General features: G+C 42.9%; 27 protein-coding genes. 8 read left to right on the forward strand and 19 right to left on the reverse strand.

Annotation, left to right across the window (positions count from 1 at the left end; translation table 11 throughout):
- Positions 1 to 34: 34 nt before the first annotated feature.
- The gene (gene groES, locus ACYVLS_RS03500; RefSeq protein WP_460321290.1) at positions 35 to 319 is read right to left on the reverse strand and encodes a co-chaperone GroES; all 285 of its coding nucleotides are present in this window, start codon (positions 317 to 319) and stop codon (positions 35 to 37) included.
- A 238-nt stretch (positions 320 to 557) separates the two neighbouring features.
- Between groES and ACYVLS_RS03505 the strand changes: the two genes are divergently transcribed.
- Together ACYVLS_RS03505 and ACYVLS_RS03510 are read left to right on the forward strand one after the other, a co-directional pair.
- Positions 558 to 1,220 carry a lysostaphin resistance A-like protein gene (locus ACYVLS_RS03505; protein ID WP_460321293.1) on the forward strand — a complete coding sequence of 221 codons (663 nt, stop codon included), beginning with the start codon at positions 558 to 560 and terminating at the stop codon, positions 1,218 to 1,220.
- Between the two features lie 28 nt (positions 1,221 to 1,248).
- Positions 1,249 to 1,458 carry a YdiK family protein gene (locus ACYVLS_RS03510; protein ID WP_460321295.1) on the forward strand — a complete coding sequence of 70 codons (210 nt, stop codon included), beginning with the start codon at positions 1,249 to 1,251 and terminating at the stop codon, positions 1,456 to 1,458.
- A 41-nt stretch (positions 1,459 to 1,499) separates the two neighbouring features.
- On the opposite strand, the gene ACYVLS_RS03515 is transcribed toward ACYVLS_RS03510, so the two are convergent.
- On the reverse strand, positions 1,500 to 2,195 hold the full coding sequence (locus tag ACYVLS_RS03515; protein WP_460321298.1) for a redox-sensing transcriptional repressor Rex: 696 nt from the start codon (positions 2,193 to 2,195) through the stop codon (positions 1,500 to 1,502).
- Between the two features lie 360 nt (positions 2,196 to 2,555).
- On the opposite strand from ACYVLS_RS03515, the gene ACYVLS_RS03520 reads away from it, so the two are divergent.
- Together ACYVLS_RS03520 and ACYVLS_RS03525 are read left to right on the forward strand one after the other, a co-directional pair.
- Complete coding sequence (locus ACYVLS_RS03520; protein WP_460321300.1) at positions 2,556 to 4,520, forward strand: ABC-F family ATP-binding cassette domain-containing protein; 1,965 nt, start codon at positions 2,556 to 2,558, stop codon at positions 4,518 to 4,520.
- 48 nt (positions 4,521 to 4,568) lie between these two features.
- A complete protein-coding gene (locus ACYVLS_RS03525; protein ID WP_460321302.1) occupies positions 4,569 to 5,015 on the forward strand; it encodes an Lrp/AsnC family transcriptional regulator in 447 nt (148 codons plus the stop codon).
- 114 nt (positions 5,016 to 5,129) lie between these two features.
- Here the strand turns inward: ACYVLS_RS03525 and tsaD are convergent, their stop codons facing one another.
- From tsaD to tsaB, 4 genes are read right to left on the reverse strand one after another with little or no spacing between them, the layout of a single operon-like run.
- Complete coding sequence (gene tsaD / locus ACYVLS_RS03530) at positions 5,130 to 6,140, reverse strand: tRNA (adenosine(37)-N6)-threonylcarbamoyltransferase complex transferase subunit TsaD (protein ID WP_460321304.1); 1,011 nt, start codon at positions 6,138 to 6,140, stop codon at positions 5,130 to 5,132.
- A complete protein-coding gene (gene rimI, locus ACYVLS_RS03535) occupies positions 6,130 to 6,615 on the reverse strand; it encodes a ribosomal protein S18-alanine N-acetyltransferase (protein WP_460321306.1) in 486 nt (161 codons plus the stop codon). The genes tsaD and rimI (ACYVLS_RS03535) overlap by 11 nt, the downstream gene beginning before the upstream one ends.
- Before the next feature lie 14 nt (positions 6,616 to 6,629).
- Positions 6,630 to 7,214 carry a ribosomal protein S18-alanine N-acetyltransferase gene (gene rimI, locus ACYVLS_RS03540; protein WP_460321308.1) on the reverse strand — a complete coding sequence of 195 codons (585 nt, stop codon included), beginning with the start codon at positions 7,212 to 7,214 and terminating at the stop codon, positions 6,630 to 6,632.
- Positions 7,201 to 7,929: a tRNA (adenosine(37)-N6)-threonylcarbamoyltransferase complex dimerization subunit type 1 TsaB gene (gene tsaB / locus ACYVLS_RS03545; protein WP_460321311.1), complete on the reverse strand. Its 729-nt coding sequence runs from the start codon at positions 7,927 to 7,929 to the stop codon at positions 7,201 to 7,203. The genes rimI (ACYVLS_RS03540) and tsaB overlap by 14 nt, the downstream gene beginning before the upstream one ends.
- A gap of 168 nt (positions 7,930 to 8,097) precedes the next feature.
- Between tsaB and ACYVLS_RS03550 the strand changes: the two genes are divergently transcribed.
- Both ACYVLS_RS03550 and ACYVLS_RS03555 read left to right on the forward strand, forming a co-directional pair.
- A complete protein-coding gene (locus ACYVLS_RS03550; RefSeq protein WP_460321313.1) occupies positions 8,098 to 8,283 on the forward strand; it encodes a CsbD family protein in 186 nt (61 codons plus the stop codon).
- 98 nt (positions 8,284 to 8,381) lie between these two features.
- Positions 8,382 to 9,128, forward strand: a complete 747-nt coding sequence (locus ACYVLS_RS03555) for an NAD-dependent epimerase/dehydratase family protein (RefSeq protein WP_460321315.1) — start codon at positions 8,382 to 8,384, stop codon at positions 9,126 to 9,128.
- A gap of 62 nt (positions 9,129 to 9,190) precedes the next feature.
- Here the strand turns inward: ACYVLS_RS03555 and ACYVLS_RS03560 are convergent, their stop codons facing one another.
- From ACYVLS_RS03560 to ACYVLS_RS03575, 4 genes are read right to left on the reverse strand one after another with little or no spacing between them, the layout of a single operon-like run.
- On the reverse strand, positions 9,191 to 10,195 hold the full coding sequence (locus tag ACYVLS_RS03560) for a LacI family DNA-binding transcriptional regulator (RefSeq protein ID WP_460321318.1): 1,005 nt from the start codon (positions 10,193 to 10,195) through the stop codon (positions 9,191 to 9,193).
- A 23-nt stretch (positions 10,196 to 10,218) separates the two neighbouring features.
- The gene (locus tag ACYVLS_RS03565) at positions 10,219 to 11,271 is read right to left on the reverse strand and encodes an aldose epimerase family protein (RefSeq protein WP_460321320.1); all 1,053 of its coding nucleotides are present in this window, start codon (positions 11,269 to 11,271) and stop codon (positions 10,219 to 10,221) included.
- Positions 11,272 to 11,290: 19 nt separating this feature from the next.
- Positions 11,291 to 12,793, reverse strand: coding sequence for a UDP-glucose--hexose-1-phosphate uridylyltransferase (gene galT, locus ACYVLS_RS03570; RefSeq protein ID WP_460321323.1), 1,503 nt, complete (start codon positions 12,791 to 12,793; stop codon positions 11,291 to 11,293).
- Positions 12,786 to 13,961, reverse strand: coding sequence for a galactokinase (locus ACYVLS_RS03575; RefSeq protein WP_460321325.1), 1,176 nt, complete (start codon positions 13,959 to 13,961; stop codon positions 12,786 to 12,788). The genes galT and ACYVLS_RS03575 overlap by 8 nt, the downstream gene beginning before the upstream one ends.
- A 301-nt stretch (positions 13,962 to 14,262) precedes the next feature.
- Here ACYVLS_RS03575 and ACYVLS_RS03580 point away from each other — a divergent pair, with 301 nt between their 5' ends.
- The gene (locus ACYVLS_RS03580; RefSeq protein ID WP_460321364.1) at positions 14,263 to 14,973 is read left to right on the forward strand and encodes a zinc metallopeptidase; all 711 of its coding nucleotides are present in this window, start codon (positions 14,263 to 14,265) and stop codon (positions 14,971 to 14,973) included.
- 172 nt (positions 14,974 to 15,145) lie between these two features.
- Here ACYVLS_RS03580 and ACYVLS_RS03585 read toward each other — a convergent pair whose 3' ends face one another.
- The 7 genes from ACYVLS_RS03585 to ACYVLS_RS03615 form a co-directional block, all read right to left on the reverse strand.
- Positions 15,146 to 15,943, reverse strand: coding sequence for a sugar phosphate isomerase/epimerase family protein (locus ACYVLS_RS03585; RefSeq protein WP_460321327.1), 798 nt, complete (start codon positions 15,941 to 15,943; stop codon positions 15,146 to 15,148).
- Between the two features lie 19 nt (positions 15,944 to 15,962).
- Entirely contained in the window at positions 15,963 to 17,270 is a 1,308-nt protein-coding gene (locus tag ACYVLS_RS03590) for an allantoate amidohydrolase (RefSeq protein ID WP_460321330.1), read from the reverse strand.
- 160 nt (positions 17,271 to 17,430) lie between these two features.
- Positions 17,431 to 17,901, reverse strand: coding sequence for an S-ribosylhomocysteine lyase (locus ACYVLS_RS03595; protein WP_460321332.1), 471 nt, complete (start codon positions 17,899 to 17,901; stop codon positions 17,431 to 17,433).
- 23 nt (positions 17,902 to 17,924) lie between these two features.
- Complete coding sequence (locus ACYVLS_RS03600; RefSeq protein WP_460321334.1) at positions 17,925 to 18,566, reverse strand: class I SAM-dependent methyltransferase; 642 nt, start codon at positions 18,564 to 18,566, stop codon at positions 17,925 to 17,927.
- A gap of 4 nt (positions 18,567 to 18,570) precedes the next feature.
- Complete coding sequence (gene epsC, locus ACYVLS_RS03605) at positions 18,571 to 19,119, reverse strand: serine O-acetyltransferase EpsC (RefSeq protein WP_460321336.1); 549 nt, start codon at positions 19,117 to 19,119, stop codon at positions 18,571 to 18,573.
- 21 nt (positions 19,120 to 19,140) lie between these two features.
- Positions 19,141 to 20,280: a bifunctional cystathionine gamma-lyase/homocysteine desulfhydrase gene (locus ACYVLS_RS03610; RefSeq protein ID WP_460321338.1), complete on the reverse strand. Its 1,140-nt coding sequence runs from the start codon at positions 20,278 to 20,280 to the stop codon at positions 19,141 to 19,143.
- On the reverse strand, positions 20,277 to 21,212 hold the full coding sequence (locus ACYVLS_RS03615) for a PLP-dependent cysteine synthase family protein (protein WP_460321366.1): 936 nt from the start codon (positions 21,210 to 21,212) through the stop codon (positions 20,277 to 20,279). Before ACYVLS_RS03615 ends, ACYVLS_RS03610 begins: the two co-directional genes overlap by 4 nt.
- 395 nt (positions 21,213 to 21,607) lie before the next feature.
- On the opposite strand from ACYVLS_RS03615, the gene ACYVLS_RS03620 reads away from it, so the two are divergent.
- Entirely contained in the window at positions 21,608 to 22,090 is a 483-nt protein-coding gene (locus tag ACYVLS_RS03620) for a DUF456 domain-containing protein (RefSeq protein ID WP_460321340.1), read from the forward strand.
- 265 nt (positions 22,091 to 22,355) lie between these two features.
- Here ACYVLS_RS03620 and ACYVLS_RS03625 read toward each other — a convergent pair whose 3' ends face one another.
- Together ACYVLS_RS03625 and glmM are read right to left on the reverse strand one after the other, a co-directional pair.
- Positions 22,356 to 23,096, reverse strand: a complete 741-nt coding sequence (locus ACYVLS_RS03625; RefSeq protein WP_460321342.1) for a DUF975 family protein — start codon at positions 23,094 to 23,096, stop codon at positions 22,356 to 22,358.
- 74 nt (positions 23,097 to 23,170) lie between these two features.
- Complete coding sequence (gene glmM, locus ACYVLS_RS03630; RefSeq protein WP_460321344.1) at positions 23,171 to 24,529, reverse strand: phosphoglucosamine mutase; 1,359 nt, start codon at positions 24,527 to 24,529, stop codon at positions 23,171 to 23,173.
- Between the last annotated feature and the right edge of the window lie 14 nt (positions 24,530 to 24,543).

The raw sequence follows: 24,543 nt of genomic DNA on the forward strand, positions 1-24,543 counted from the left end.
CCTCTCCTTCAATTCATGTAAGTTAGTATTTTAATTAATTTACAATTGCGATAAGGTCTGTATCTTTAACGACCAAATATTCTTTTCCTTGGTATTTCACTTCAGAACCGGCATATTTTTCGAACAGCACTTCGTCTCCTACTGCTACTGAAATCGCCGCTCGTCCACCGTTATCCATCAGTTTGCCTTCGCCTACTGCAACAACGACAGCTGTCTGTGGCTTTTCTTTTGCAGAATCCGGCAAGACCAGTCCGCTCGCTGTCTTTTCTTGCTGCTTCTTCACTTCAAGAAGCACTCGATTTCCTAAAGGTTTTAACATGGTGTAATCCCTCCATATAGTTTAATTTAGTTTATTTAGAGCCATTTTTTAAGTGGCTGTCAAGTGAGTTAGCACTCTCTATCTTCGAGTGCTAACTCCAATACTTAGTATATTCAAAACACACAATTCTTGCAAGCCCTATCTTAAAATTTTATTCATTTCACTCTCTTGTGGAAACTGATTTATTTTTGTGTTAAATTACTAGTATTATGTAAATTTAACACAAAGGATGAACGTAATGTCTCCACTTGAAAACAACAAAAAAGCCGCCACACACATGATTGGATTATTTCTTCTCGTTCAGCTGTTATCTGGTATTATTCCGCTCTTTCTACCGGATACACTGGATGCGATTGCCTTTCTCATTCCCTCAATGGTTCTCTTCTCACTAGGTGCTATCGGAATGTTCATAATAGAAAGACGGCGGAACATGCAGTTTGAGTTTGAACAGCCCTTTCAATCAAATAAATCAGCGATATTAATCTGGGGACTTGCTGGTGTTTTTATAGCCTTACTGGTTCAGAGTGTTGCTAGTATTATAGAGGTGAATTTTCTAGGATCTCCTATGGAATCAGAAAACACACGTCTTCTTGTAGAAGTTGTCCGGAGCTACCCGCTGTTTATTCTGCTCATTGGCATTGCAGGACCTATAATGGAAGAATTTGTATTTAGAAAAGCACTGTTTGGCTTAATGTATGGAAAACTTGGCGGTATAGGGGCAGCTGTCATCAGCTCACTGCTGTTCGCCTTCATTCACTTTGATGGGTTACTGCTTGTTTACTCCTCAATGGGACTGGTTTTTGCATGGCTCTATTTTAAAACTAAAAATATCTGGACACCGATTATCGCTCATTGTCTGATGAATATTGTGGCCGTTCTGGCGAACCTTTATCTCGTTTAAATAGATTTGAACACAGAAAGGAAATACTATGACTGAAAAACAGATACTGTTTCAAATAGGCTTTAAATATGTCTTTTTTCTTTTATTTCTCTACTTTACAATTGATTCGGTAGGATCGAACGGCTGGGGCTTTTTCTCTTATCTCTTTGCCCTGTTTGCAACGAAGGACTTTGTCCAAGGTACACGGATGGCTGAAGCATTTTATCGCATCAAAAAAAGTAAAGACAACAAAGAATAATATAAAAAACACTTTCCAGTAAAAAGGAAAGTGTTTTTTATTTAGTCATTATAGAACATGTCGTTTAAAGGATTATCCGCTTTACCTGAACTATCTCCGTTTTCAAAATCCTGATAGTAATTAATAAAGTAAATTAACGTCTGCAGCTCATTCGTCAAATCGACGTTGTGTACTCTGATGTGTTCTGGAACCGTTACTCGGATAGGGGTAAAGTTCATGATTCCCTTTACTCCGCCCTCTACTAACTTATCAGCCATTTCCTGTGCTATTTCGGAAGGAACAGTTAAAATAGCGACATCAATTTGCTGAATATCCAGCTGGTTGACCATGTCATCGATGGCATAAATCGGAACACCCTGATGAATGGTATCAATTAGTTCATCCTTAACGTCAAAACCTGCACTGATACGGATGTTATTGTTCCGTCTAAAATTATAGTTCAGTAATGCCTGACCTAAGTTACCGACTCCGATTAATGCAACGTTTGTCAGTCGATCCTGATTCAGTGTTTTACTGAAAAAGTTCATTAATGCTTCTACATCATAACCGTACCCTCTTTTACCAAGTGCACCAAAGTATGAAAAGTCTCGTCTGATAGTGGCGCTGTCCACTTTAACTGCTTCACTTAACTTCGCTGACGACACTCTCTCTTTTCCAGCTTCGTATAAAAAACGCAAGTAGCGGTAGTATAGCGGCAGTCTTCGTGCTGTCGCTTTTGGTATTTTCTTTTCAGCCATGTTTATTCTCCTCATCTATCTATGATTTTAATGGCAAATCGCTTTTCAATTATAATCATTCTAATCAATTCCGGCCTTACAGGTTTGTGTATTCACAAACTATCTTTCACTAACCATATAATATTATACCACTAAAGCTTGTAAAATAAAGGCAAAACGTCTTTATATTTAAATTTTATTCGTTCTAATTTTAAACAACTGCCAAAGTTTGCTAACAATGTACTTTCTTATAACGAAGAGTTTTATCATTCTCTCTGAAAGTATTCTCAAATATCAGTCTATTTATTCTTCTTGTCTTAACTTTCCTGTATGATAAACTATAAGTTAAGGTTGATATCAGTATAGAAATTGAGGACAATTATGATAATTTTACAAACACAAAAAATTGCACGCTACTTTGGTGCTGAAAAGCTATTTGACAATGTGAGCGTGGAAATTAAAAACAAATCACGCATCGGACTGGTCGGGAGAAATGGTGCCGGAAAAACAACGCTCTTAAATATATTGTCAGGACGTGAAGAACCCGATGCGGGTGCCATCCACAAAAAAAAGGACTGTTCCATAGGCTACTTGGATCAGCATACGGGACTGGAATCTTCCCTGACTATTTGGGAAGAAATCGTCAAGCTCGCTGAACCTGTAAAAAAACTGGAACAGGACATGCATCAGATTGAAGAGCAGCTGAGTTCCAGTGAGTTGGATAAGTCGTCAAGCAGCTACGCAGACATACTTAACCGCTATGACCTTCTCCAGCAGCAATTCCGAGAAATGAATGGATACGGCATTGAAAGTGAAATGCGCTCCGTCCTGCATGGTTTTCGCTTTTACGAAGAAGACTATAACACACCCATAGCCAATTTATCCGGTGGACAGAAGACACGTCTAGCCCTGGCTAAACTGCTTCTGGAGAAAAAAGATCTGCTTATTCTAGATGAACCGACTAACCATTTGGATATTGACACATTAACCTGGCTGGAGAACTATCTTCAAAACTACCCAAAAGCGCTTCTGATTGTCTCTCATGACCGCTACTTTCTGGACAAAGTGGTACAGGATATTTATGAAGTCAGCCGTGGGTCCGTCAGTCACTTCCCGGGTAACTATTCAAACTATCTGAAGCAGAAAGCAGAACAGATTAAACGCGAATGGAAAGTTTATGAAAAACAGCAGAAGAAACGTGAAAAACTGGAGGATTTCGTCAACAAGAATATTGTCCGGGCATCTACAACTAAGCGTGCCCAGGCCCGACGAAAACAACTTGAAAAAATGGATACGGTGGACAGACCTCAAAACGAGGAAAAAAGTGCTCACTTTCAGTTCAGTACTAATCGAACATCTGGACAGGTTGTCCTTCAGACAGAAAATTTGGCTATCGGATATGAGAACGCCCCTGTGTCAGAGGGCATTGACCTGGATATTCGCAAGGAAGACTCCATTGCCATTGTAGGGCCTAATGGCGTCGGCAAAACGACCTTGCTCAAAACATTCATGAATATATTGCCGCCAATACGTGGTGAAATTAAAATAGGCACAAAAGTCGACCTGGGGTATTACGACCAGGAACAGAAGACATTAAACGAAAAGAAGACCGTACTTGATGAAGTATGGGATGACCACCCCCTTCTTCCAGAGCAGGCAGTCCGAACTCTGCTTGGTTCTTTTCTGTTCAGTGGCGAAGATACAGATAAGCGCATCAGCTCATTAAGCGGTGGTGAAAAAGCACGTGTCGCGCTGGCCAAGCTGGCTCTGGAGAAAAACAACACCCTCCTTCTGGACGAGCCTACGAATCATCTGGACATTGATTCCAAGGAAGTTCTGGAAAATGCACTGATTGATTATGAAGGCACGCTGCTTTTCGTCTCACATGACCGCTATTTTATCAACCGACTGGCAACCAAAGTCATTGAGCTATCCGCTGAGGGGGCGGTTCTCTATTTAGGTGATTATGACTACTACCTTCAGAAAAAATCTGAGCTGGAGGCTCTTGAAAGTCTTGAAGAACAGGCCGGTTCAACTGACTCAACTGATGAACAGACTACCACTAACGCAACGGATACTAAATTGTCCTTTGAAGCAAGGAAAGAACGTCAGAAGGAAGAACGAAAACTGACACGATCCATTGAAGCCCTTGAAGCCAAACTTGAGGAAGTGGAAGAAGCCATCCATGCCGTCCAGACGCAGTTAAGCAAGCCTGAACTGTTTACTGATTCAAACGCCATCGAGCGCTTATCCAAAGAAAACGACCAGCTGCTCAGCAGGCAGGAAGAGATGCTGGAAGAATGGGAAGCAGAGCAGGAAGCATTAGAGCAATTACTCAACGATTAGTCATGACCGAAGAACTTCAATAGAGAGAAAGTAAGGTGGACGCAGAAGATGGATCAGATGGATTTAAGAATTCTACAGATATTACAGGAAAACAGCAGGGTATCATTAAAAGAAATAGCCAGTGAGACATTTCTTTCTTCCCCTGCTATTTCAAATCGTATTTCCAAGCTTGAAAAAGAAGGTTACATTGAACATTACACTATGCGCGTGAATTTTAAAAAATTGGGGTACCACATTCAGGCATTTATTCAGCTCGACTTGAGTCCGAATCAGAAAAAAGAATTCTACCCCTATATCGAGACCAAGCCCAACGTGATTGAGTGCAACTGTGTGACTGGTGAATTTTCGATGCTGATTAAAGTAGCGTTCCCGACGACAACTGAACTGGATGACTTTATCAATGATCTTCAGCAGTTTGGTAAAACTTACACGCAGATTGTCTTCTCCACTCCCGTACATTCGAGAGGCATTACATTAACTGATTCCACTGAGTAGTCACTCCTTTACTAAAGGCGTTCATACAAAAACACGACAGGTCTTTCACTCAAATAGTGATAGCCTAGTCGTGTTTATTTTTTAATAGAGATTCTGTCCACTGTTTACTAAGAGTTAGACGGATAATCCCGGCCTGCCGTTTAGTGTATAATCTGCAAACTGACCTTTTTCGAGTTGCACAAAGGCAGCTGCTCCAATCATTGCAGCATTGTCCCCGCATAATTCCAGCGGTGGAATCAGCAGTTCCACTTCTGGAGCTTCTTGAGTGACGGCCTCGCTCAATGCCTCTCTCAGACCTTTATTCGCAGCCACACCACCTGCCAGCACAAGCTGTTTAACCTGCTTTTCTTTCACCGCCCGCATGGTTTTGGCTACCAGCACCTCAACAACAGCTGCCTGAAAACTGGCTGCCAGATTTTCATCATTCAGCGATTCATTCTTTTGTTTCGCATTGTGAACGGTATTGATGAACGCACTCTTCAAACCACTGAAACTGAAGTCGTAATTGTCTTCCTGTATCATGGCCCGGGGGAAATGATAGGTGTCTTCCCCTTTATGAGCCATTTCATCGATATGCTTCCCTCCCGGATAAGGCACGCCGATGACCCGACCGATTTTATCATAAGCTTCTCCGGCCGCATCGTCTCTGGTCTCACCAATAATTTCAAACGAATCCGGACTCTCCATGTAAATCAGTTCGGTATGCCCCCCACTGACGACCAGCGACAGTAATGGGTACGCCATGTCATTCACGAGCTGATTGGCAAAAATATGACCTTTAATGTGATTCACTGCAATCAGTGGAATCTGGTGAGCAAATGCCACGGCTTTCGCAGCGTTCACACCAATCAGAAGCGCACCGACCAGTCCTGGCCCTTCCGTCACAGCCACTGCATCAAGTTCCTCGTAGGAAACCCCTGCTTCTTTCATGGCTTCTTCAATTATCAGCGTAATCTGTTCCACATGATGCCTGCTGGCAATTTCCGGTACAACTCCGCCAAAACGCTGATGACTTTTCACTTGTGAGGCAACGATATTAGATAACATACGATTACCGTTCTCAATAACCGCTGCACTTGTTTCATCACAACTGGTCTCAATAGCTAATATTAGTTTACTGCTCATCATGCTCCAACTTTCCAATAGTACATTTCATTAAAATGGCATCTTCGACCGGATGGGTATAGTAATTGGGCCGTTTGCCTATTACGGTAAAATTCAGCTTTTCATATAAAGTACGCGCTGGGACATTCGACTCGCGAACTTCCAAAAAGACAGTGGTCACCCCCTGCTTTTCACAATACTCCATAAACGCTCTGACTAGCCGAGTGGCCACCTGCCTGCCCTGATAGCTAGTATTTACAGCCACAGAATAAATTTCAGCTTCATCAAACAGCAGCTTGCCTCCGACGTAGCCGACAATCTCCTCTTCTGATTCAGCCACAAAGAAGTTGAGCTGACTGTCTGCTAATGTTTCCGCATACTGCTGAAGTGTCCAGGGTGCTCCATGAACAAAAGACTGAGCGGCCAGTTCATAAAAATCAAGGCTTAGCTCTTCTTCCAGTGAATATGCCCGTATGGTCAGTCTATCTTCTGTCATCAATTCGCTACCTTCTATTCTTCACTGGTCTGCGGCAGGAGATATCTCATTTCCAGTGCATCTTCGTGATCATTTGCATAATAACCGTGTTTAATTCGGCCATCTTCAAATCCAAGGGTTCTATACAGACTTTGCGCCGTCTTGTTGGACACCCGTACTTCCAGTGTGACTTCTTTGATGTTTTCCTTTTCCGCTACCTGAATAATTTCTTTCATCAGATAACTGGCAATTCCTTTATTCTGATAGTCAGGAATGGTTGCAATATTCGTGATGTGCGCTTCATTATCAATAATCCAAGAACCGACAAAAGCGACGGGCTTTTCATTATCATACACTACGATATAAAAGGCGTTTCTATTGAATCGGATTTCATGCAGAATCGCAGACCGATTCCACGGTGTCTTGCCGTTATAGCACAATTTCTCAATCGTCAGTATGCTGTCCGTGTCTTCTTCACGGGCAATCTTCGCAGTCAGAAACCATTCATCTGACAGGGAATAAAACGGCTGTTCCAGTTTGACACGGGCTGCCAGCGGGACGAATGATTTTGCCGTTGTTCTCGTTACTTTATCTGAAAACCAGTCTTTAAAGTTTTTCAATCCACCCGCCCCCTTGTGTCAGTTCCGGATTAGCCTCCATCCATTTCTGTTCCGCTTCAGCTAAACGAATATAGTTCGGCTCAAATGTATGCACAGACTCCGGTTCCAAGTCCAGAGCCATTTCCGTCAGTATACTTGCTCGTGTATACTGACGGCTCATAGGCAACTCAATTAAGGCGTCTGATAAAACCTCTTTAACTGTTTCGCTGTGCTTTTCAACGTCTTCACCCAATAACTGCAGAGGTGCCGCCAGTTGTTTTAATCTCTCTGCCCAGTCGCTGACGGAAATATGCGTGTCTTTCTTGACCTGCACAATCTTGTTGCCTTTGACCTGATATAAGCCTGTGAAGATGTTTCCTCTTCTTGCATCGAAAACAGGAACAATATACGAGCCGGGAATGCGCTCTCCGTTCCCCGCCAAGACCTGAAGGCTGGAAATGCCAACAATATCACAAGAGAGGCTGAATGCCAGTGTTTTAGCTACAGTGACTCCGATTCTCACGCCTGTATAGGATCCAGGTCCTTTAGCTACTGCAATGCGGTCCAGGTCTTTAGGCAGCCATTCAGCTTCTTTAAACAGCTCTTCTATCGCCGGCATCAGCTGTATGCTATGATTTCTTTTCACATTAACCGTTTTTTCAGCAATCAGCCGCGAGTTTTCAGCCAGAGCTACCGTCATTACCTGGTTAGACGTGTCGATTCCGAGTATTTTCATTTCACTGCTCCTTAGTCTCATTCTAGTTAAAATAAGTTTAGCATATTTTAACTGTATTGAGAAACGAATCAGCAGTCTTTAAGACGTATCTTTTGAATTATCAAACTGTTCATTTTAGAATAAATGTGAACAGTTAATGACAGTCAAATAATGAAAGGTGGAATTGTTGTGGATGAGAATAAAGATAGTTTGAGACATAAAGCTAAAGGGGCCAAAGATAAAGCCGTCGGCGGCATGAAAGACGCATACGGAGATGCAGCTGACGACAAGAAAAAACAGGCTGAAGGAAAAGCCCAGAAAGCTAAAGGCGAAGGACACGACGCAGTAGGAGAAGCAAAAGAAGATAGAGATTAAGTAATCCTCACCACTCTCGAAAACACAGTATTTCCATCCTTGGAGCTTTCGCTCTGAGGATGGCTTTTATTATAAAATCTAAATTAAGGAGCTATTTTATGAGTAAACTGCTGATTACCGGTGCGACTGGAGAAATAGGTACAAATTTAACGAAGCATTTAAGAGATTCACATGATCTTGTACTGGCTGATATTGATTTTTCTGATTTTCCGGAAGATTTAAAAGAAGGCGTAAAAATTGTTGAGGCAGACTTGTCAAAACTGGATAAGTGGGATGACGCCCTAGACGGCGTTGAGTATGTTATTCAACTAGCTGGAAATCCCGACCCTGAAGCTGATTTTTATGATGAACTGGTGGATCTGAATTATGTACTGCCCCAGAATCTTTATAAAAAAGCAGCGGAGTCGCCTACATTAAAACGTATTATTTTTGCCAGTTCCATACATGCCAGTGATGCCTATCCAAAAAATGTTCAGGTTAAAACAACGGATCAGGTCAGACCGGATGATTTGTATGGTGTTTCTAAAGCTTACCTTGAAGCTTTAGGCAGTTATTATGCCTTTAAAAAAGGAATTGAATCAATAGGCATTCGCATCGGCGATTATACATCAAGTGATGACGAAATTGATCCCGACAGCGACTTTTACGGAATGGCCATGTATTTTTCAGAGCGCGATATGAATCACCTGATTGACTGCTGTTTGACTGCCAAACTGGAAGAGCCTTACTTACTGGTCAATGGTATTTCAAACAATTCTTTCCCAAGACTGGACATCGATTCCGCTCGGGTCAAACTAGGCTACGAGCCTGAAGATAATGCATTTGAAAAATTGAACAAGCTTTAAACCATTAGGAAAAACACCTCTGCCCATTTCAAATGGGTAGAGGTGTTTTGTTGTGTGTTGGACTATTTTTTTGAAGCTTGCGTACTTTCACGTTCAATCAAACTGGTTGATAAGATAACGGTCTTGCTAGCTTCTCTTCCTTCGCTTATTCTTTCATGCAGAAGCTGGACACCTGTCCTGCCCATTTCTTCTGTGTAGACTTTAACGGTAGTCAGAGCCGGGGTAATATATTTTGCCGTAGAGATATCATTGAAACCTATCAGACTCATTTCCTGCGGCACTTTGATCTGCTTTTCATACAAGGCTTTCAGACAGCCTATTGCTATGGCATCATTAGCCGCTATAAAAGCCGTAGGTCGCTCCTCTTCAGATAGCTGGTCCAGTGCTGCCAGCATATTTGTCCGGCCGTCTTCGACTCTAAACTGACCAGTGAAAAAGTACTCTGAGCGGAATAGCTTCTTGCGCTTCAAATACTCACGGGCGATTTTCTCACGCGGATCAATCCAGTGACCGGTCCCATCGCTGAAGGACTCCTCGCCACCGATAAAGCCAATTTTTGTGTGCCCCTGATTGATCAGGAAGTCAATATTATCTTTAATTGCTGACTTGAAATCCACCAGTACACAGTCACTCTCTGTATAGGGCTTAAAATCGACGAAGCAGACCGGTACATTATTGTCTTCAAGCTTCTTAACCTGTTTTTGGCTGTACTTGCCTATCGCCACTATCCCAGAAAGGGCAGCTTCCTCGTTCAGTTCGTCCTGATCGTATACTCGAATGAAATCATAGCCAAGTTCTTTGGCTTTGTTTTCAGCGCTCATTCGGATGGACATGTAATAGACATCATTCAGTTCTTCTGATTCACTGACCCAGTTGATAATAGCAACGGTGCCTTTTTTCTTGGAAGACGCGCGCTTTAAATTTTTGTATTCCAGGGCTTCAGCCACTTCAAAAATGCGTTTTTTCGTTTCTTCACCTACAGACAATGTGGCATCGTAATTTAATACTCTGGACACTGTAGAGGTTGACACTCCCGCTTTATTAGCAATATCCTTGAGTGTTGCCATGACTTTGCGCCTACTTTCTGTTTTTAATCATTTCGCACGCCAAATTTATAGGTAGTTTTAGACGTGAAGGTATCTTCTGGTCTTAAAATAATATTTCCAAACCCAGGCTGGTTCACTGCATCTGGGAGGGTCTGCGTTTCAAGTGTGATGCCTGCATACTGTCTGGCCGGCTCGCCCTCGATGGAATAATCATCCACTTCACCGTTATGTGTAAAGACAACAACACTATTGCAGTCAGTATAAAGCGTTACTTCTCGACCCGATTCCGGATCATATAATACACCTTGAGCTTCCTCTTCCTTCGGACTCAAAACAAAGGGGTGATCCAGCCCATTTAGTGGCTTGATTTGTGGGTGATCAGATAACACTGCTTCCTTGACCTGTTTAGGAGTAGTGAAATCAAATGGTGTCCCCTCAACTTTTTCCAGGTTACCACTTGGCAGATTCTCTTCTCCCAGTGACGCAAAAAACTCACTGTTTAAGTAGAGCTCGTGGTTCACAATCGACTGCTTGATATCTCCAGTCAAGTTAAAGTACACATGATTAGTCGGGTTAAACAGTGTAGGGGCATCTGTCTTTGCTTCATAGTCAATAATCCATTCGTTTTCTTCTGTTAATGTATAGGTCACCTTTACCCACAAGTTCCCAGGGAAATTATTTTCTCCTTCCGGACTCGTGTAAGTAAAAATCAGGCGGCCTTCCTTGTCCGTTGTTTCTGTTTCTATGTGCCAAAGCTTCGTGTCAAAGCCTTCCGACCCTCCATGCAGGAGGTTGTTTCCTTCATTGACATCAAGCTGATAGTCTGTTCCGCCTAAAGAATACTGCCCTTTAGTAATACGGCCCGCTACGCGACCGATTGTTGCACCATAAAAAGGACGATGAGTGATAAAATCATCCAGACTTTCTACATTTAATGTAATATCAGCCAGGTTGCCATTTTTATCGGGTGTGATTACTTTGGTTAAGGTTGCACCAAAAGGAATCGCGCTGATGGCTACACCCTTTGAATTAGTCACAGTATATTCTTCTACATCCGTCGTATTTACTTTTCCATAAAGTTTACTTGTTATGAACACGTTAATTCCTCCAGTTGTTTTAATTTTTCGTTAAATAATCAACAAATTGCTTGAAAGCTTTTACGCCTGTTTCATCCCGTTTAAAGACACCTGCATCCTTTAATACTTGCAGGAATACTTCTCCAACGGCTTCTTCTACAATAGCTTCCACGTTTTCTTCTGTCACCTCATGTGCGCCTTTAATCTCGTTTGCCCAATCAAGATGAATGGCATCAATTTCATTTGGTTTACCCAGAAGGTAATTTCTCACTTCCTGGAGCTCCATCTTGAGTCTTGGTGGGAGAATTGCCAGCCCCATAACCTCAATCAGTCCGATATTTTCTTTCTTAATGTGCTGGACAGGAGGATGCGGGTGAAAAATACCATCCGGATAGGTTTCTGATGTCCGGTTGTTTCTTAGTACAAGATCCAGTTCAAAGTCTTTCCCTTTTCGTCTCGCTATTGGTGTAACAGCATTGTGCGGCGTGCCGTCAGTTTCGGCAAAAATGCCTACCGATTCATCTGAATACTGCTCCCATCTGGTCATCACCCAATCTGCAGCCTGTATTAATTCGCTTTTATCGGATGCACGCAGTCGAATGACAGACATCGGCCACTTGATGACGCTGGCTTTCACACTGCTGTACTCTGGCAATTCAAAGGCGTAGTCTGCTTCTGCCTCTTCCAGAGGGAATGTGTAGCGCCCGCCCTGGTAATGATCATGGGATAAAATCGAACCGCCAACGATAGGCAGCCCTGCATTGGAGCCGACAAAGTAATGAGGCAGAGTCGTCAGTATATCAAGCAGATTTTCAATCGCTCGAATGCCGACATTCATCTCGCGGTGTTCACGGGACAGAAAGATGGCATGCTCATTGTAATAAGCATAAGGAGAGTACTGGAACCCCCATTCCTCGCCATTAACTTCCATCCGGACAATCCGGTGATTCGCTCTTCCGGGATGAGTCAAATGCCCTTCATAGCCTTCATTTTCCATACAGAGAGCACACTCAGGATAGCGTGTTGTCTTTTGACGTGCTTTGGCAATTTCCTTGGGGTCTTTTTCAGGCTTGGAGAGATTAATGGTAATCTCCAGCTCTCCGTATTCTGTGTCATGACTGTATTCGATATTCTTGGCAATCTCTCTCGTCTTGATATAATTCGTCTGCTTGCTTAATTCAAAATACAAGTCCGTGGCTTTTTTTGGTCCATTTTTGTAGGCTTCCCAAAAATTGCGGTTAACTTCAGAGGGAAAAGGCGTTATGATATTCATCAATTTGGCACCAAAAACATCTTTAGCAGATGGGAGGTCCTCAATGATAGTCTCTGAAACAGCGTAGTCAATCATGTTGTCCAGCAAATTAAGTGACGACGGCAAGTTCTCTGAAGGTTCAAGCATTTCAATGGATTCTTTTCCGAGGAGTTCAACCAGCCTGTTGGTCACGTAAATAGTGTCAATAGCATCCATCATCCCGTTTTGAACAGTTGCTTCAACAAAATCCGTTATTGTCTGGTCAATCCCATTCAGTTTTTCCTTACTCATTTTCCACCCATTCCTTTGTGCCATCCTCAGTTTCTGCAATGTAAAACTCGGCAGGATGCCCTATTTCTTTTTCGTAGCCTTGCCCTACCTGTTTGATAAAGGTATCAACGTGTTCGTTTTCAACAATCGCAATACAGCAGCCGCCAAACCCACCGCCAGTCATGCGTGCGCCAACAGTCCCGTCTTGTTCCCAGGCCAAATGAGGCAGCAGGTCGGTCTCTTTTATAGTCACTTCATAATCGTCATGCAGGGACACATGAGAGTCATTCATATACTGTCCAAAGGTTGCCAAGTCGCCATCCATCAAAGCCTGCGCTGCTTTTTCTGTCCGGATACTTTCATACACCGCATGACGCGCGCGCCTCATCAGTACATCGTCTTTGATGACATGTTTATGCTCTTCAAATAACTCTTCCGTCAGTTCACCCAGGCTCTCGACAGACACCACTTGCTGAAGCTGCTCAAGTGCTTCTTCGCACTGCTGGCGTCTGGTATTGTACTCCGAATCCACCAGTTCTCTTCGGGTCATGGAATTCATGATGATAATCTTGTGATCCGGCAAATCCACAGGCACCTGTTCGTACTCAAGCGTATTGGTATCCAGTAGCATTGCCTTTCCTTTTTCAGCCATACCGATAGCAAACTGATCCAGAATTCCGGAATTCAATCCCAGAAACTCATTTTCTGTACGCATGCCAAGCTTGACTAGTTCAAGCTGACTGATAGACAAATTGTAAAGCGATCTGACAATAACGCCCGTTAGAAGCTCAAGAGAAGCTGATGATGACAGGGAGGCTCCATTAGGAATCGTACCGTAGATATACAAATCAAAGCCTTTATCCAGCGGCTGCGTCTTTTCCTGAATGTATTTAATCATGCCTTTGACATAGTTCGTCCAATTGTCTTCTTTTTTATAGTTGAGGTCATCGAGTGAAAATGACAGCAAGCCTACCTCTGGAAAATTACCGGAAAAAGCCTGCACCTTATTATCTGTCCGTTTTTTGACCACCCCGTAAGTCCCCATTGTGATGGCACAGGGAAATACTTTTCCTCCATTGTAATCTGTATGTTCGCCGATTAAATTAATGCGTCCTGGTGAGAAAAAGACTCTGTCACCCGGATAGCCAAATACTTCTTTAAATTCTTTGAGCAGCTCGCTTCGTTTCATCTATCTCGCTCCTTTTTTATTAGTCACTCTCATTGTACATTTTTTAGTAAATAATAACAATTAGTTTTACTAAATTTTTACTTGGAAATGTAAACCTTTTCTTTTTCATGTATCTTAAGTAGCATATTCCCCCTCTTTTAAAAAGGAACCCGCGCACCTGAGCACATTGCTGTCATATAACTTTCACAAAGAACACATAGTTATTTTAACTGCTCTTACCCTACTTAGGGTTAGAATATGGTATAATTAGGGAAGAATCGATGAGATTTTAAAATATATTGAAAGTTTAAAGGGGGTCAACATCATGCCTTTTTTCCCGTTGTATTGGGATCCGACAATGATCCTTATCATAATCGGTATGGTTATTTCCGGATTCGCCAGTATGTATGTTCAGTCCACTTACAGTAAATACGGTGAAGTCAAAAGTCAACGCGGTTACACAGCATCAGATGTGTGCCGACAAATCTTAAATGCATCACAGTTACAGAATGTCCGCCTGGAAGGTATCAGAGGGAACCTGACAGATCACTATAATTCTCAGGATAACGTTTTGCGCTTGTCTGATACAACGCGTAACTCCACATCTGTTGCTGCTATTGGGGTTGCTGCGCATGAAGCTGGTCATGCCATGCAGGATAGAGACAATTATGGTCCGCTTCGTCTGCGTGCGGCTCTTGTACCGGTAACTAATTTTGGACAGACTGCTGCTTTTCCTATTCTTTTTCTTGGAATATTTATGAGCTACAATGAAACACTCATTAACATCGGAATACTGATGTTTTCGTTAACTTTACTGTTTCAGCTCATTACCCTTCCAGTCGAGTTTGATGCATCTAAACGTGCCATTCGTGTACTCGAAGAACAGGGACTGCTGACGCGTGAAGAAATACCGCAAGCCAAGAAGGTACTCAACGCTGCAGCATTAACTTATGTGGCAGCTGCCATCGCTTCATTCTTAAGTGTACTGCGACTCTTCCTGATTTTTGGTCGAGGCGGCAGAAACCGCAGATAAAAGGATTATTCATACAAAGCACACGACTTCTTCTATTGAAGTCGTGTGCTTTTTTCTATAAAAAAATACTGCCTCATGCCACTTTCTCTTTCAGAAAGTGGCATAAGACAGTTTATTCATCTACAGCCTGATAAGCTGCTCCATTTTGTGTTTTCTTAACTTAAATAGGTTGCTACTGCATGAAAGTCTGGATGTACTCCCGGCTTTTAAGAAGAGCTTCCACTCCTGTTTCAGAATTCAGCTCCAAAACTAAGTCCGGGCTGCTGGTCAGCTGATTCAATTCATGAAAGACGGATTGCCATTTGATAACGCCCTTCCCCAAAGGCAGGTGGTTGTCTACCCGACCACTTGTATCATTAAGATGAACAGCCAGTAAGCTGGACCCGAGATGTCTAATCACACGATCACTCTCCCAGTTGGCAAGTCGGGCATGGCCAGTGTCCAGTATTGCACCCACCATCGGATGATTGAATGACTGGATAAATAGGATGTACTCTTCTTCATTGAATAATAATTGACGGGCAACCGGGCCATTCTCAATGCCAATACGAACGTTGCAATTCTCTGCATCGGTTAATAGTGATTCAATTCCCAATTTAGCGGTCTCTCTTGTTCCCTCCAGACTGGTTAGGGCCAACTGTCTATGACCCGGGTCAATGACGACATGAGAAGCGTTAATGGCACCGGCAAAATGAATAGCCCTTCTATACTCTGTTACAGCTGCCTCTCGAATACCCTGCCAGTTACTCGAGAGGTTCAAATCAAACTGGGGCGGGTGGACACTATACTCACAGGGTAACTGGTTCAGTTTTTCTGCCAAGTCCAGCCACTGTCCATCAGTCATGTCTGACCAATACGGGCCTTCCATAAAAATCTCTACTTTATCTGCTCCGTTAGCCAGACAGGTTTTTACTGCTTCAAAAGGAGCTAACTGAAGAAAAGGAAGTGTCGAATAGGTGACCGAACTCATTGTTTGAACCTCTCCTTTTTTAAATACTCTCCTGCTGCAGCTTTTCAATATAAGTTTTTAGAATCTGGACGCCTTTCACACAGTCATTCAAATCGGACCATTCTTCCGGATTGTGGCTGACTCCATCTTTACTTCTGACGAACAAGAGTGCTGACGGCAAATGACGGCCGATAATCATGGCATCATGTCCGGCACCACTTGAGAGATAATAGGGACTGACCCCTGACTCTTCTGCTGCTTCTGCCATCTTCTGCTGCAGTTCTTTTCTCACAGGTACAGGCAGGACATCATGAACGGTTTCATAGATCACTTCAATTTCTCTCGGTCTTGATAGATCATCTGCTGCCTGTCTGATTTTATCAATCAGTTTTTGTCTGGAGTCTTCATAAATATCTCTTATGTCCACATACACGATGACTTCTCCCGGTATCACATTGGTGCCATTCGGTTTTACTTCAATATTACCTACAGTCGCTACTGCCGACTCACTGATTCTGCCCGGAAGATGGCTGATAAAATGAATAAACTCTCCTGCAGTCACTAATGCATCTCGTCGGTCATTCATTGGTGTGTTCCCTGCGTGACCAGCTTTGCCTTTAAAGGTCAGTTTCAGCCAGTAAGGTCCGGCAATCCCCGTCACGATTCCGCACGGCAGATTCTCCCGTTCAAGCCGCTTGCCTTGTTCGATGTGTACTTCCACAAAGGTTTCGATTTCTTCGAAGTCTCTCTTGGCATTCTTAAATCCGTCCACACTTAAGCCGACATCTGCTAAAACGTCTTCAAACGGACGATTATCGTAATCGCGTTTTTTCAGTAACCCTTCCATATCCGAGTCACCCATCATGGCTTCACTTCCCGTCAGCCCACCGTTAAAGCGGGAACCTTCCTCGTCTGTAAAGACAGCGACCTCAAAGGGTTTGCCTGGCATATAAGCCGTATCTTTCCAAGCCTGAGCTACCTCAAGTGCTGACAGAACCCCCAATGCCCCATCAAAATGCCCTCCGTTAGGAACCGTGTCAACATGTGAACCGCTCATAATAACAGGCTTAGCCGGATTGTTTCCATCCAGTCTGCCCAAGACATTTCCGGCACCATCCTGCCTGACTTTTAAACCGGCCTCTTTCATCCAGCCTATAATTTTATCTTTGGCTTCTTTTTCTTCAAGAGAAAATCCTGGGCGTCGTGACCCGTTATCCGCTGTCAGACCGATTCTTGATAATTCTCCTAAACGACGCGCTAACCTTTCCCCCGAAACGCCGTCTCCACTTTCTTCCTTTCTGTAGTTAGCAAGCAACTGACTTTCCAGATCGAACACTTTTTCAGACATATTACTCTCCCCCTGATTCATTTGGCTTCATTATAGCACGTTCTGTCTTTTACTTTCCTGTTGTCCGATAAATTTACTTTACCCTATCACAAAATGTAGTGTATAAAAAAACCGCCTGAACTTTTACTAAGCTCAGACGGTTTGTGTTTAACGGGATAGTTTAGTCTGCGAAGACAACTGACCATTCATCTTTTTTATCCAGGAACTTCTGAGCCACTTCTTTTGCTCCTTCTAATGTGTGGTGAGCTGCCCAGCCACACTGTTTCTCATTGCTGGCAGGCACTTCATCTGCGTCCAGAATATCAAGCATTGTCTTTTCCAGAATGTCCAGAATTTCATCATAGTTATCATGGTTCAGTACAGTCAGGTAAAACCCTGTCTGACAACCCATTGGTCCGAAATCAACAACATAATCAGCGTGATTGCGGATATGTTCTGCCGTTAAATGCTCAAGTGAATGCAAGGCCATTGAATCCATGTGCTCTTTATTAGGCTGAGAAAAACGAATATCGTACTTGACGATGAGATCGCCCTGGCTTCCCGTTTTTCTGTCGGCCACTCTAACGTAAGGTGCCTTTACTTTTGTATGATCCAAGTTAAAACTTTCTACGTTCATCTTTGTCTCTGTCATGTTTATCTTCTCCTTTTAAATCATTAGATTTCTGCTTCTATTATCCAGACAAATCGATTCATCTGAGTAAAGCCAATTCTTCGAAACCCTGCTTCTTTAAGCCCTTCATAGACAGTTGACATATAGGGATAATATTCCCGGTTCAAGTCGTCTATCAAGTCTGGATAATCTTCAACAGGATACTGGCTAATCAGTTTATCTTTTTCCTTTTCAGAAATAAATGCTGTATCGGCAAAAACCAGTTTGCCTCCATCTGCTAACAATGCTGCATAATCTTTGAGTACATCTTTCTTTTCATCGTCGGATAAATGGTGAAACACATAAGAACTCACTATACTGTCAACGTGATAAGGTGGCTTTGTAAAGTTCTGCATGTCTCCGTCAACGATAGTTATGTGAGGGGGTAGCTTTTCTTCAGCCACGCTTCTCATTTCATGCGACGGCTCCACACCCCACACTTGCTTTCCAGCTGCCAGCAATCGGCTCGTCAAGTTTCCTGTACCAATCCCAAACTCAATGACTGATTCCCCCGATAAAACTACGATTTCATCCAAAATGTCATCATAATTCTCAAACACATCCTGGTACTGCCGGTCGCCTCCTGCTACCACTGTATCATACTCTTCAGCCCAGTCTTTGAATACTGTTAAAAATTCTCTTCCCATTAGCCTACTCCTTTTCAGCTGGTGCAGACTGTTCATTTTCTTTTCTGGACTTCACAACTTTGGCCGGAATACCGACAGCAGTGACACCTTCGGGAATATCATTCAAGACAACAGCATTTGCTCCAATCTTTGCATACTGACCGATTGTTACATTGCCGATAATTTGAGCATGTGCAGACAAGAGTACGCCGTCCTTAATAGTGGGATGCCGTTTACCTGTCTCGTCTCCCCTGCCTCCAAGTGTGACTCCGTGAAAAATAATGACATCATCACCTACAACAGCCGTTTCTCCTATAACCACTCCCATGCCATGATCAATAAACAATCGTCTGCCTATTGTTGCACCGGGATGGATTTCAATGCCGGTCATCCAGCGGGCAAACATCGAAAGCATTCGAGCGACTAATTTCAAATTATAATGATACAGGTAGTGCGCCACTCGGTGGTACGCTACTGCCCATAGCCCGGGATACGTCAGCACAATCTCAAGCGTACTCCTTGCAGCCGGATCATTTTTTTTATATGTCTCAATGAATTCTCTGAATGCTTTCATATGATCTCCCTAATACTGCTGTTATAAATTCGAAAATCCTTTAGCTAAATCCTCAAGTAAATCGTCACTGTCCTCGATACCGACTGACAGTCTAATCAGCTCATCTTTTATACCCGATTTCAGTCTATCTTCTACTGGAATCGATCCGTGGGTCATTAATGCGGGAATCTCGACTAAACTTTCTACCGCTCCCAGGCTTTCAGCCAATGTAATTAATGAGAGGCTTTCTACAAACATTTTTGCTGACAAACCTTCCTGCAATTCAAACGACACCATACCGCCGAAACCACTGGTCTGTTTTTTAGCTGTTAAATGACCAGGATGACTCGCCAGACCGGGATAATATACTTTCTCAACTTTATCATGCTGACTTAAAAATTCAACTATTTTTTTAGCATTGGACTCATGAGCATCCATTCTTAGTCCTAAAGTCTTGATGCCTCTCTGAACCAGCCAGCTGTCCTGTGGTCCCAGTATACCACCAATCGCATTTTGTAAAAAACTCAACTCGTCAGCGAGGTCTTCTCTCTTTGTAACGACTAGTCCGGCAACCACATCGCTGTGTCCTCCTAAATATTTCGAGGCACTGTGCAGGACGATATCGGCACCTAAATCAAGCGGACGCTGATGATAAGGTGTGGCAAAGGTATTGTCCACTATCGTAATCAGGTTCTTCTCCTTCGCAAGCTTCGCTACCCCTTCAATATCCGTTACTTTCAGCAGCGGGTTCGTTGGCGTTTCAAGGAAAATCGCTCGAGTATTTTGAGTGATAGCCGGTTCAATTGTACTCAGGTCACTTGTGTCCACGACAGTGAAGGTCAAGCCCAAACGTTTTAATACTTTATTGATTAGTCGGTAGGTTCCGCCGTAAACGTCATCTCCCACAATAATGTGATCACCTTTTGAAAAGAGTGAAAAAATGGTGTGGGTTCCTGCAGATCCTGATCCGAAAGCCAAGCCGCGAAGGCCGTTTTCCATATCAGCTATCAGCTTTTCCAGAGCCAATCGAGTCGGGTTACCGGTTCTTGAGTACTCGAATCCTTTGTGCACACCCACTTTGTCCTGTTTGTAGGTCGTAGTCTGATGAATGGGTACGTTCACCGATCCAGTTGCTTCGTCATGACTAATACCACCGTGTATAAATGTTGTTTTCATCTTCATTTTGTATCGTCTCCTTTATAATGATAAATATTTTTCGAAAGATACCGCTCACTGCCATCCGGAAAAATGGTAACTATGGTGCTTCCTTCAGGTAATGTTTTTGCTTCTTTCAGTGCTGCCGCAAATGCTGCGCCGCTTGAACTTCCAACAAACAATCCGTTTTTTCGGGCGAGCTCTTTTGTATAATAAAAGGCTTCCTGGTCAGATATGGTGTAAATAGCATCCAGCGTTTCTTTATCCAGGAATGGTGGAATTGACTCTACTCCTATTCCTTCCGTATCATGAGAACCCGGTGTTCCACCAGCTAGGATGGAGCCTTCCGGTTCTACAATAGCCGTGCGGACTGCAGGTGATTTTTCTTTCAGATAACGAGAAATTCCACTGAAGGTTCCGCCACTTCCAGCACCTGCGACAAAGGAATCGGGCAATTGGTCATCCAAGTCGCTGATGAGCTCGGGGCCTAAGGTTTCGTAATAGACCGCCGGATTTAAATGATTTTCGAACTGAAGTGGCAGATAGCTGTTTTCGGTTGCCTTATGAAGTTCTTTCGCCTTTTCAATGGCTCCGGTTATCCCTTCTTCCGTCGGCGTATGAATAATTTCTGCTCCCAGCACCTGCATGAGCACCTGTTTTTCCTGACTGAATTTTTCCGGAACGACGAACCATGTCTTCATTCCGTATTCAAGCGCGGCCAAGGCCAGCGCAATCCCAGTATTTCCGGCTGTTGGCTCAATGATGACTGTATCCTTGTTTATATCTCCGCTCTTCAAGCCTTGCTGTATCAGGTAACTCCCCAATCGGTCTTTAATGCTGCCTCCCGGATTAAACTGTTCCAGCTTCGCAAGTATGCGGGTTCCTTTTGGCAAGTCATAGCCATGAATCTGCATCAAGGGGGTGTTTCCAATCAATTCATTTACTGAATGAATAATCAGTCCAATCACTCCTTTCCTAATTTTTCTACTAAAAAAGCACACAAGGATTTCTCCTCATGCGCTCGTAGCAAAGTTATTCTTTATCAATAAAGTCCCCAGTCAATTTAGTTAATTATAGACTGTACATCTCGGGTACTGAATAGGCAAGAACATTTTTGAGAGCATGAGAAATAAACTGTACATTTTGTACAGCAACATTCCATTTGCTTCTCTGAAAATGTCTTGATCACACTGCAGCACTCCTTGAAAACTTTATGTTTTGTAATTCTCTCTGATACTAGCACGTCTATAAATAGCTTGTCAAACTTTTTTTATTTAGACGTTATCTTTTTTAATAAAGTTAATCTCTAGTATACTGAAAGTATAATTGAGTTACAGGAAAGGAGCTACCATATTTGGATATTATCATATGGATTATCATCATAGCGCTATTCGCACTGAGTTTTGTCGGACTGTTCTTCCCGTTCCTGCCTTCAGTACTGACTTTATGGGCTGGATTCTTACTTTACCATTTTCTGATTAATGGTTCTGCTTTAACCTGGTTTTTCTGGGTGTCCATGGGCGCCTTAACTATTCTTCTGCTGCTGGCAGATGTGCTTGCTGGTTCTCTAGCAGTTAAGCGATTTGGTGGAAGCAAGCTCGGGGAGCGCGTAGCAACCTTTGCCATCATCATCGGTACCTTTGTCTACCCTCCTTTTGGCATCATCCTGCTTCCCTTCATTGCCGTTTTCATAGCGGAATACTGGCAGAAAAACACAGGAAGTGACGCATTTAAAGCTGCCATCGGCTCACTGATTGGTTTCTTAAGCGGTCGTGTCGCTGAACTAATCATACAGATGATTATGATTATCTGGTTTTTCATAACGATTTGGCTATAAATTTTTCAACTAAAAGGAAGACCATCAGCTCAGCTGATGGTCTTTTCCTATCTCGATTCAAAATGTTTAAGCTTATGATTGACAGAAGTTGTATCGGGACAAGTTGACGGGAAGCAAGCAGCAAACTTGAACCGAATAGGTGTTATTCGATAGGAGTATGGTCGGTTTGTTAAAAAACGTGTACCGAAAATGTCTAATCGGAAGGAGTTTCACTGAATTTGAATCTTACTTGTAACGATTAGCCTCTAATCAGAAGGAGTTTCAATTAAAAATCAGCAAAGCCGTCCTCATCTTCCGTTGTCTTATAAACGTGAGGAGAAGGCGATACTGTCATGTTTTGTTTTTCAGCCAAACGGTCATAAAAGACTGCTTCTGCCGTATTTAGATAAGGCCGTACATACAAGGCTGCGATACCCAGGGTAAAAGCTTCCAAGAGATGCCAGCCGATAAATGACAAATGAAGGACAAACAGATCCAGTTTGTGTCCATTCATCATTTCCCGACTTTCCGTAATGCATTCTAGGGAAGTCGGATACTCTTCTGGTGTGCTGTTTCTTCGGTCTTTATAGATGAAAAAACCCTGACTGTATGCGTAACTTTTAATTATACCCGGAATAATGAACAAAAAACTCCACAAGGTTACGAAAACAACCTGCAGCAGTTGAATAATAAACACCGGGATAAATAACTTCTTGGAAAAAACCTGAACGGAATCTGGAAGTGGTTTAACAGTGTACTCTCTCGAACGAATCATATCCAGTAGAGTGAATGATATACCAATGGAGATAAATGTTACTAAGAAACTCACCACTAAATCCACTTGGTCTCCTGTATTGTAGATACGTGTCAATGACATCAAATCCAGTCCGTAAATACCCCCTGTAAACAAGACCGCAATGGCCACAGGAATAAGGTGCAACAGAATAACTTCTCTCCAGCGGCCGCTTAATTGCTCTTTTGCTTCTCTTTTAATATCTGATACAGATAACTGAGTCGATGCTGACATGAAATCTCTCCTTCTTTATGACTATGTAAAAAACTACAGACAGCTCAAAATATGAGTATCTGTAGTTTTTAACTTTACGCTTCTTCTGTACCCAGTTCTTCTCGAACGACGCGGGCGATGCGTTCTACATATTCTTCTACTTCTTCTTCAGTTGCCGCTTCTGCCATTACACGCAGTAACGACTCCGTACCACTTGGGCGAACCAGTACACGACCGTTTCCGGCCATTTCTTTTTCAACCGTTTCAATCACTTCACTGATTGCAGGGTTGGACATGACGTTGTACTTGTCAGTTACAGGAATGTTAACCAGTTTCTGCGGATAAGTAGATACTTCTTCAGCTAACTCTGATAACTTTTTACCTGTTGCTTTCATAACGTGAAGCAGCTGAATACCCGTCAGCAGACCATCTCCCGTGGTATGGTAGTCAAGGAAAATAACATGCCCGGACTGCTCTCCACCCAGATTATAGCCATTTTTGACCATTTCCTCCATAACGTAACGGTCGCCAACCTTAGTCTTCACAGACTGCAGTTCATGCTCCTCTAAGGCTTTATAAAAGCCAATATTACTCATAACAGTTGATACAATGGTATTCTTTTTCAGACGTCCTTCGTCATGCATGAACTTACCACAGATATACATAATCTTGTCTCCATCCACAATATCCCCCAGTTCATCAACAGCAATCAGACGGTCACCATCACCATCAAATGACAGACCCACTTGAGCCCCTTTTTCTTTAACAAATTCAGCCAGGTGTTCGGGATGTGTACTGCCTACCCCTTCATTAATATTCAAGCCGTTTGGAGACGCACCGGTCACATCAAAATCTGTATCCAGATCGGCAAACAGACGGTTAATCAACGGACTCGCAGCTCCGTTTGCACCATCCAATGCCACATGAATACCTGATAAGTCGCCGGAGATTGTCTGAGTCAGGAACTGAATATACTTCAAAATACCTTCTTTGTATTCTTCAGCCGTTCCCATATCATCAGAACTCGGTCTAGGCAGGTCATCTGTTTCTAAATCAATCAGCGCTTCAATTTCAGCTTCCTGATCATCAGACAGTTTAAATCCATCTGAACCAAAGAATTTGATGCCGTTGTCTGCAACAGGATTATGCGAAGCAGATATCATAATACCAGCTGCAGCGTTCTGCTGACGTGTCAGATAAGAAACACCTGGTGTAGTGATAACACCAAGTCTCAGGACTTCAACACCGACAGATAATAAACCGGCTATTAAAGAGTACTCAAGCATTTTTCCGGAAATACGTGTGTCTTTTCCAACTAAAACACGCGGGTGCGTTTCCCCTGCATGCTGCGCTAAAACGTACCCACCGAAACGGCCTAATTTAAAAGCTAGTTCTGGTGTCAGCTCCTTATTTGCTACACCTCTTACTCCATCTGTTCCAAAATATTTTCCCATTGTATTGTCTCCTT

Source organism: Alkalibacterium psychrotolerans (assembly GCF_054784355.1).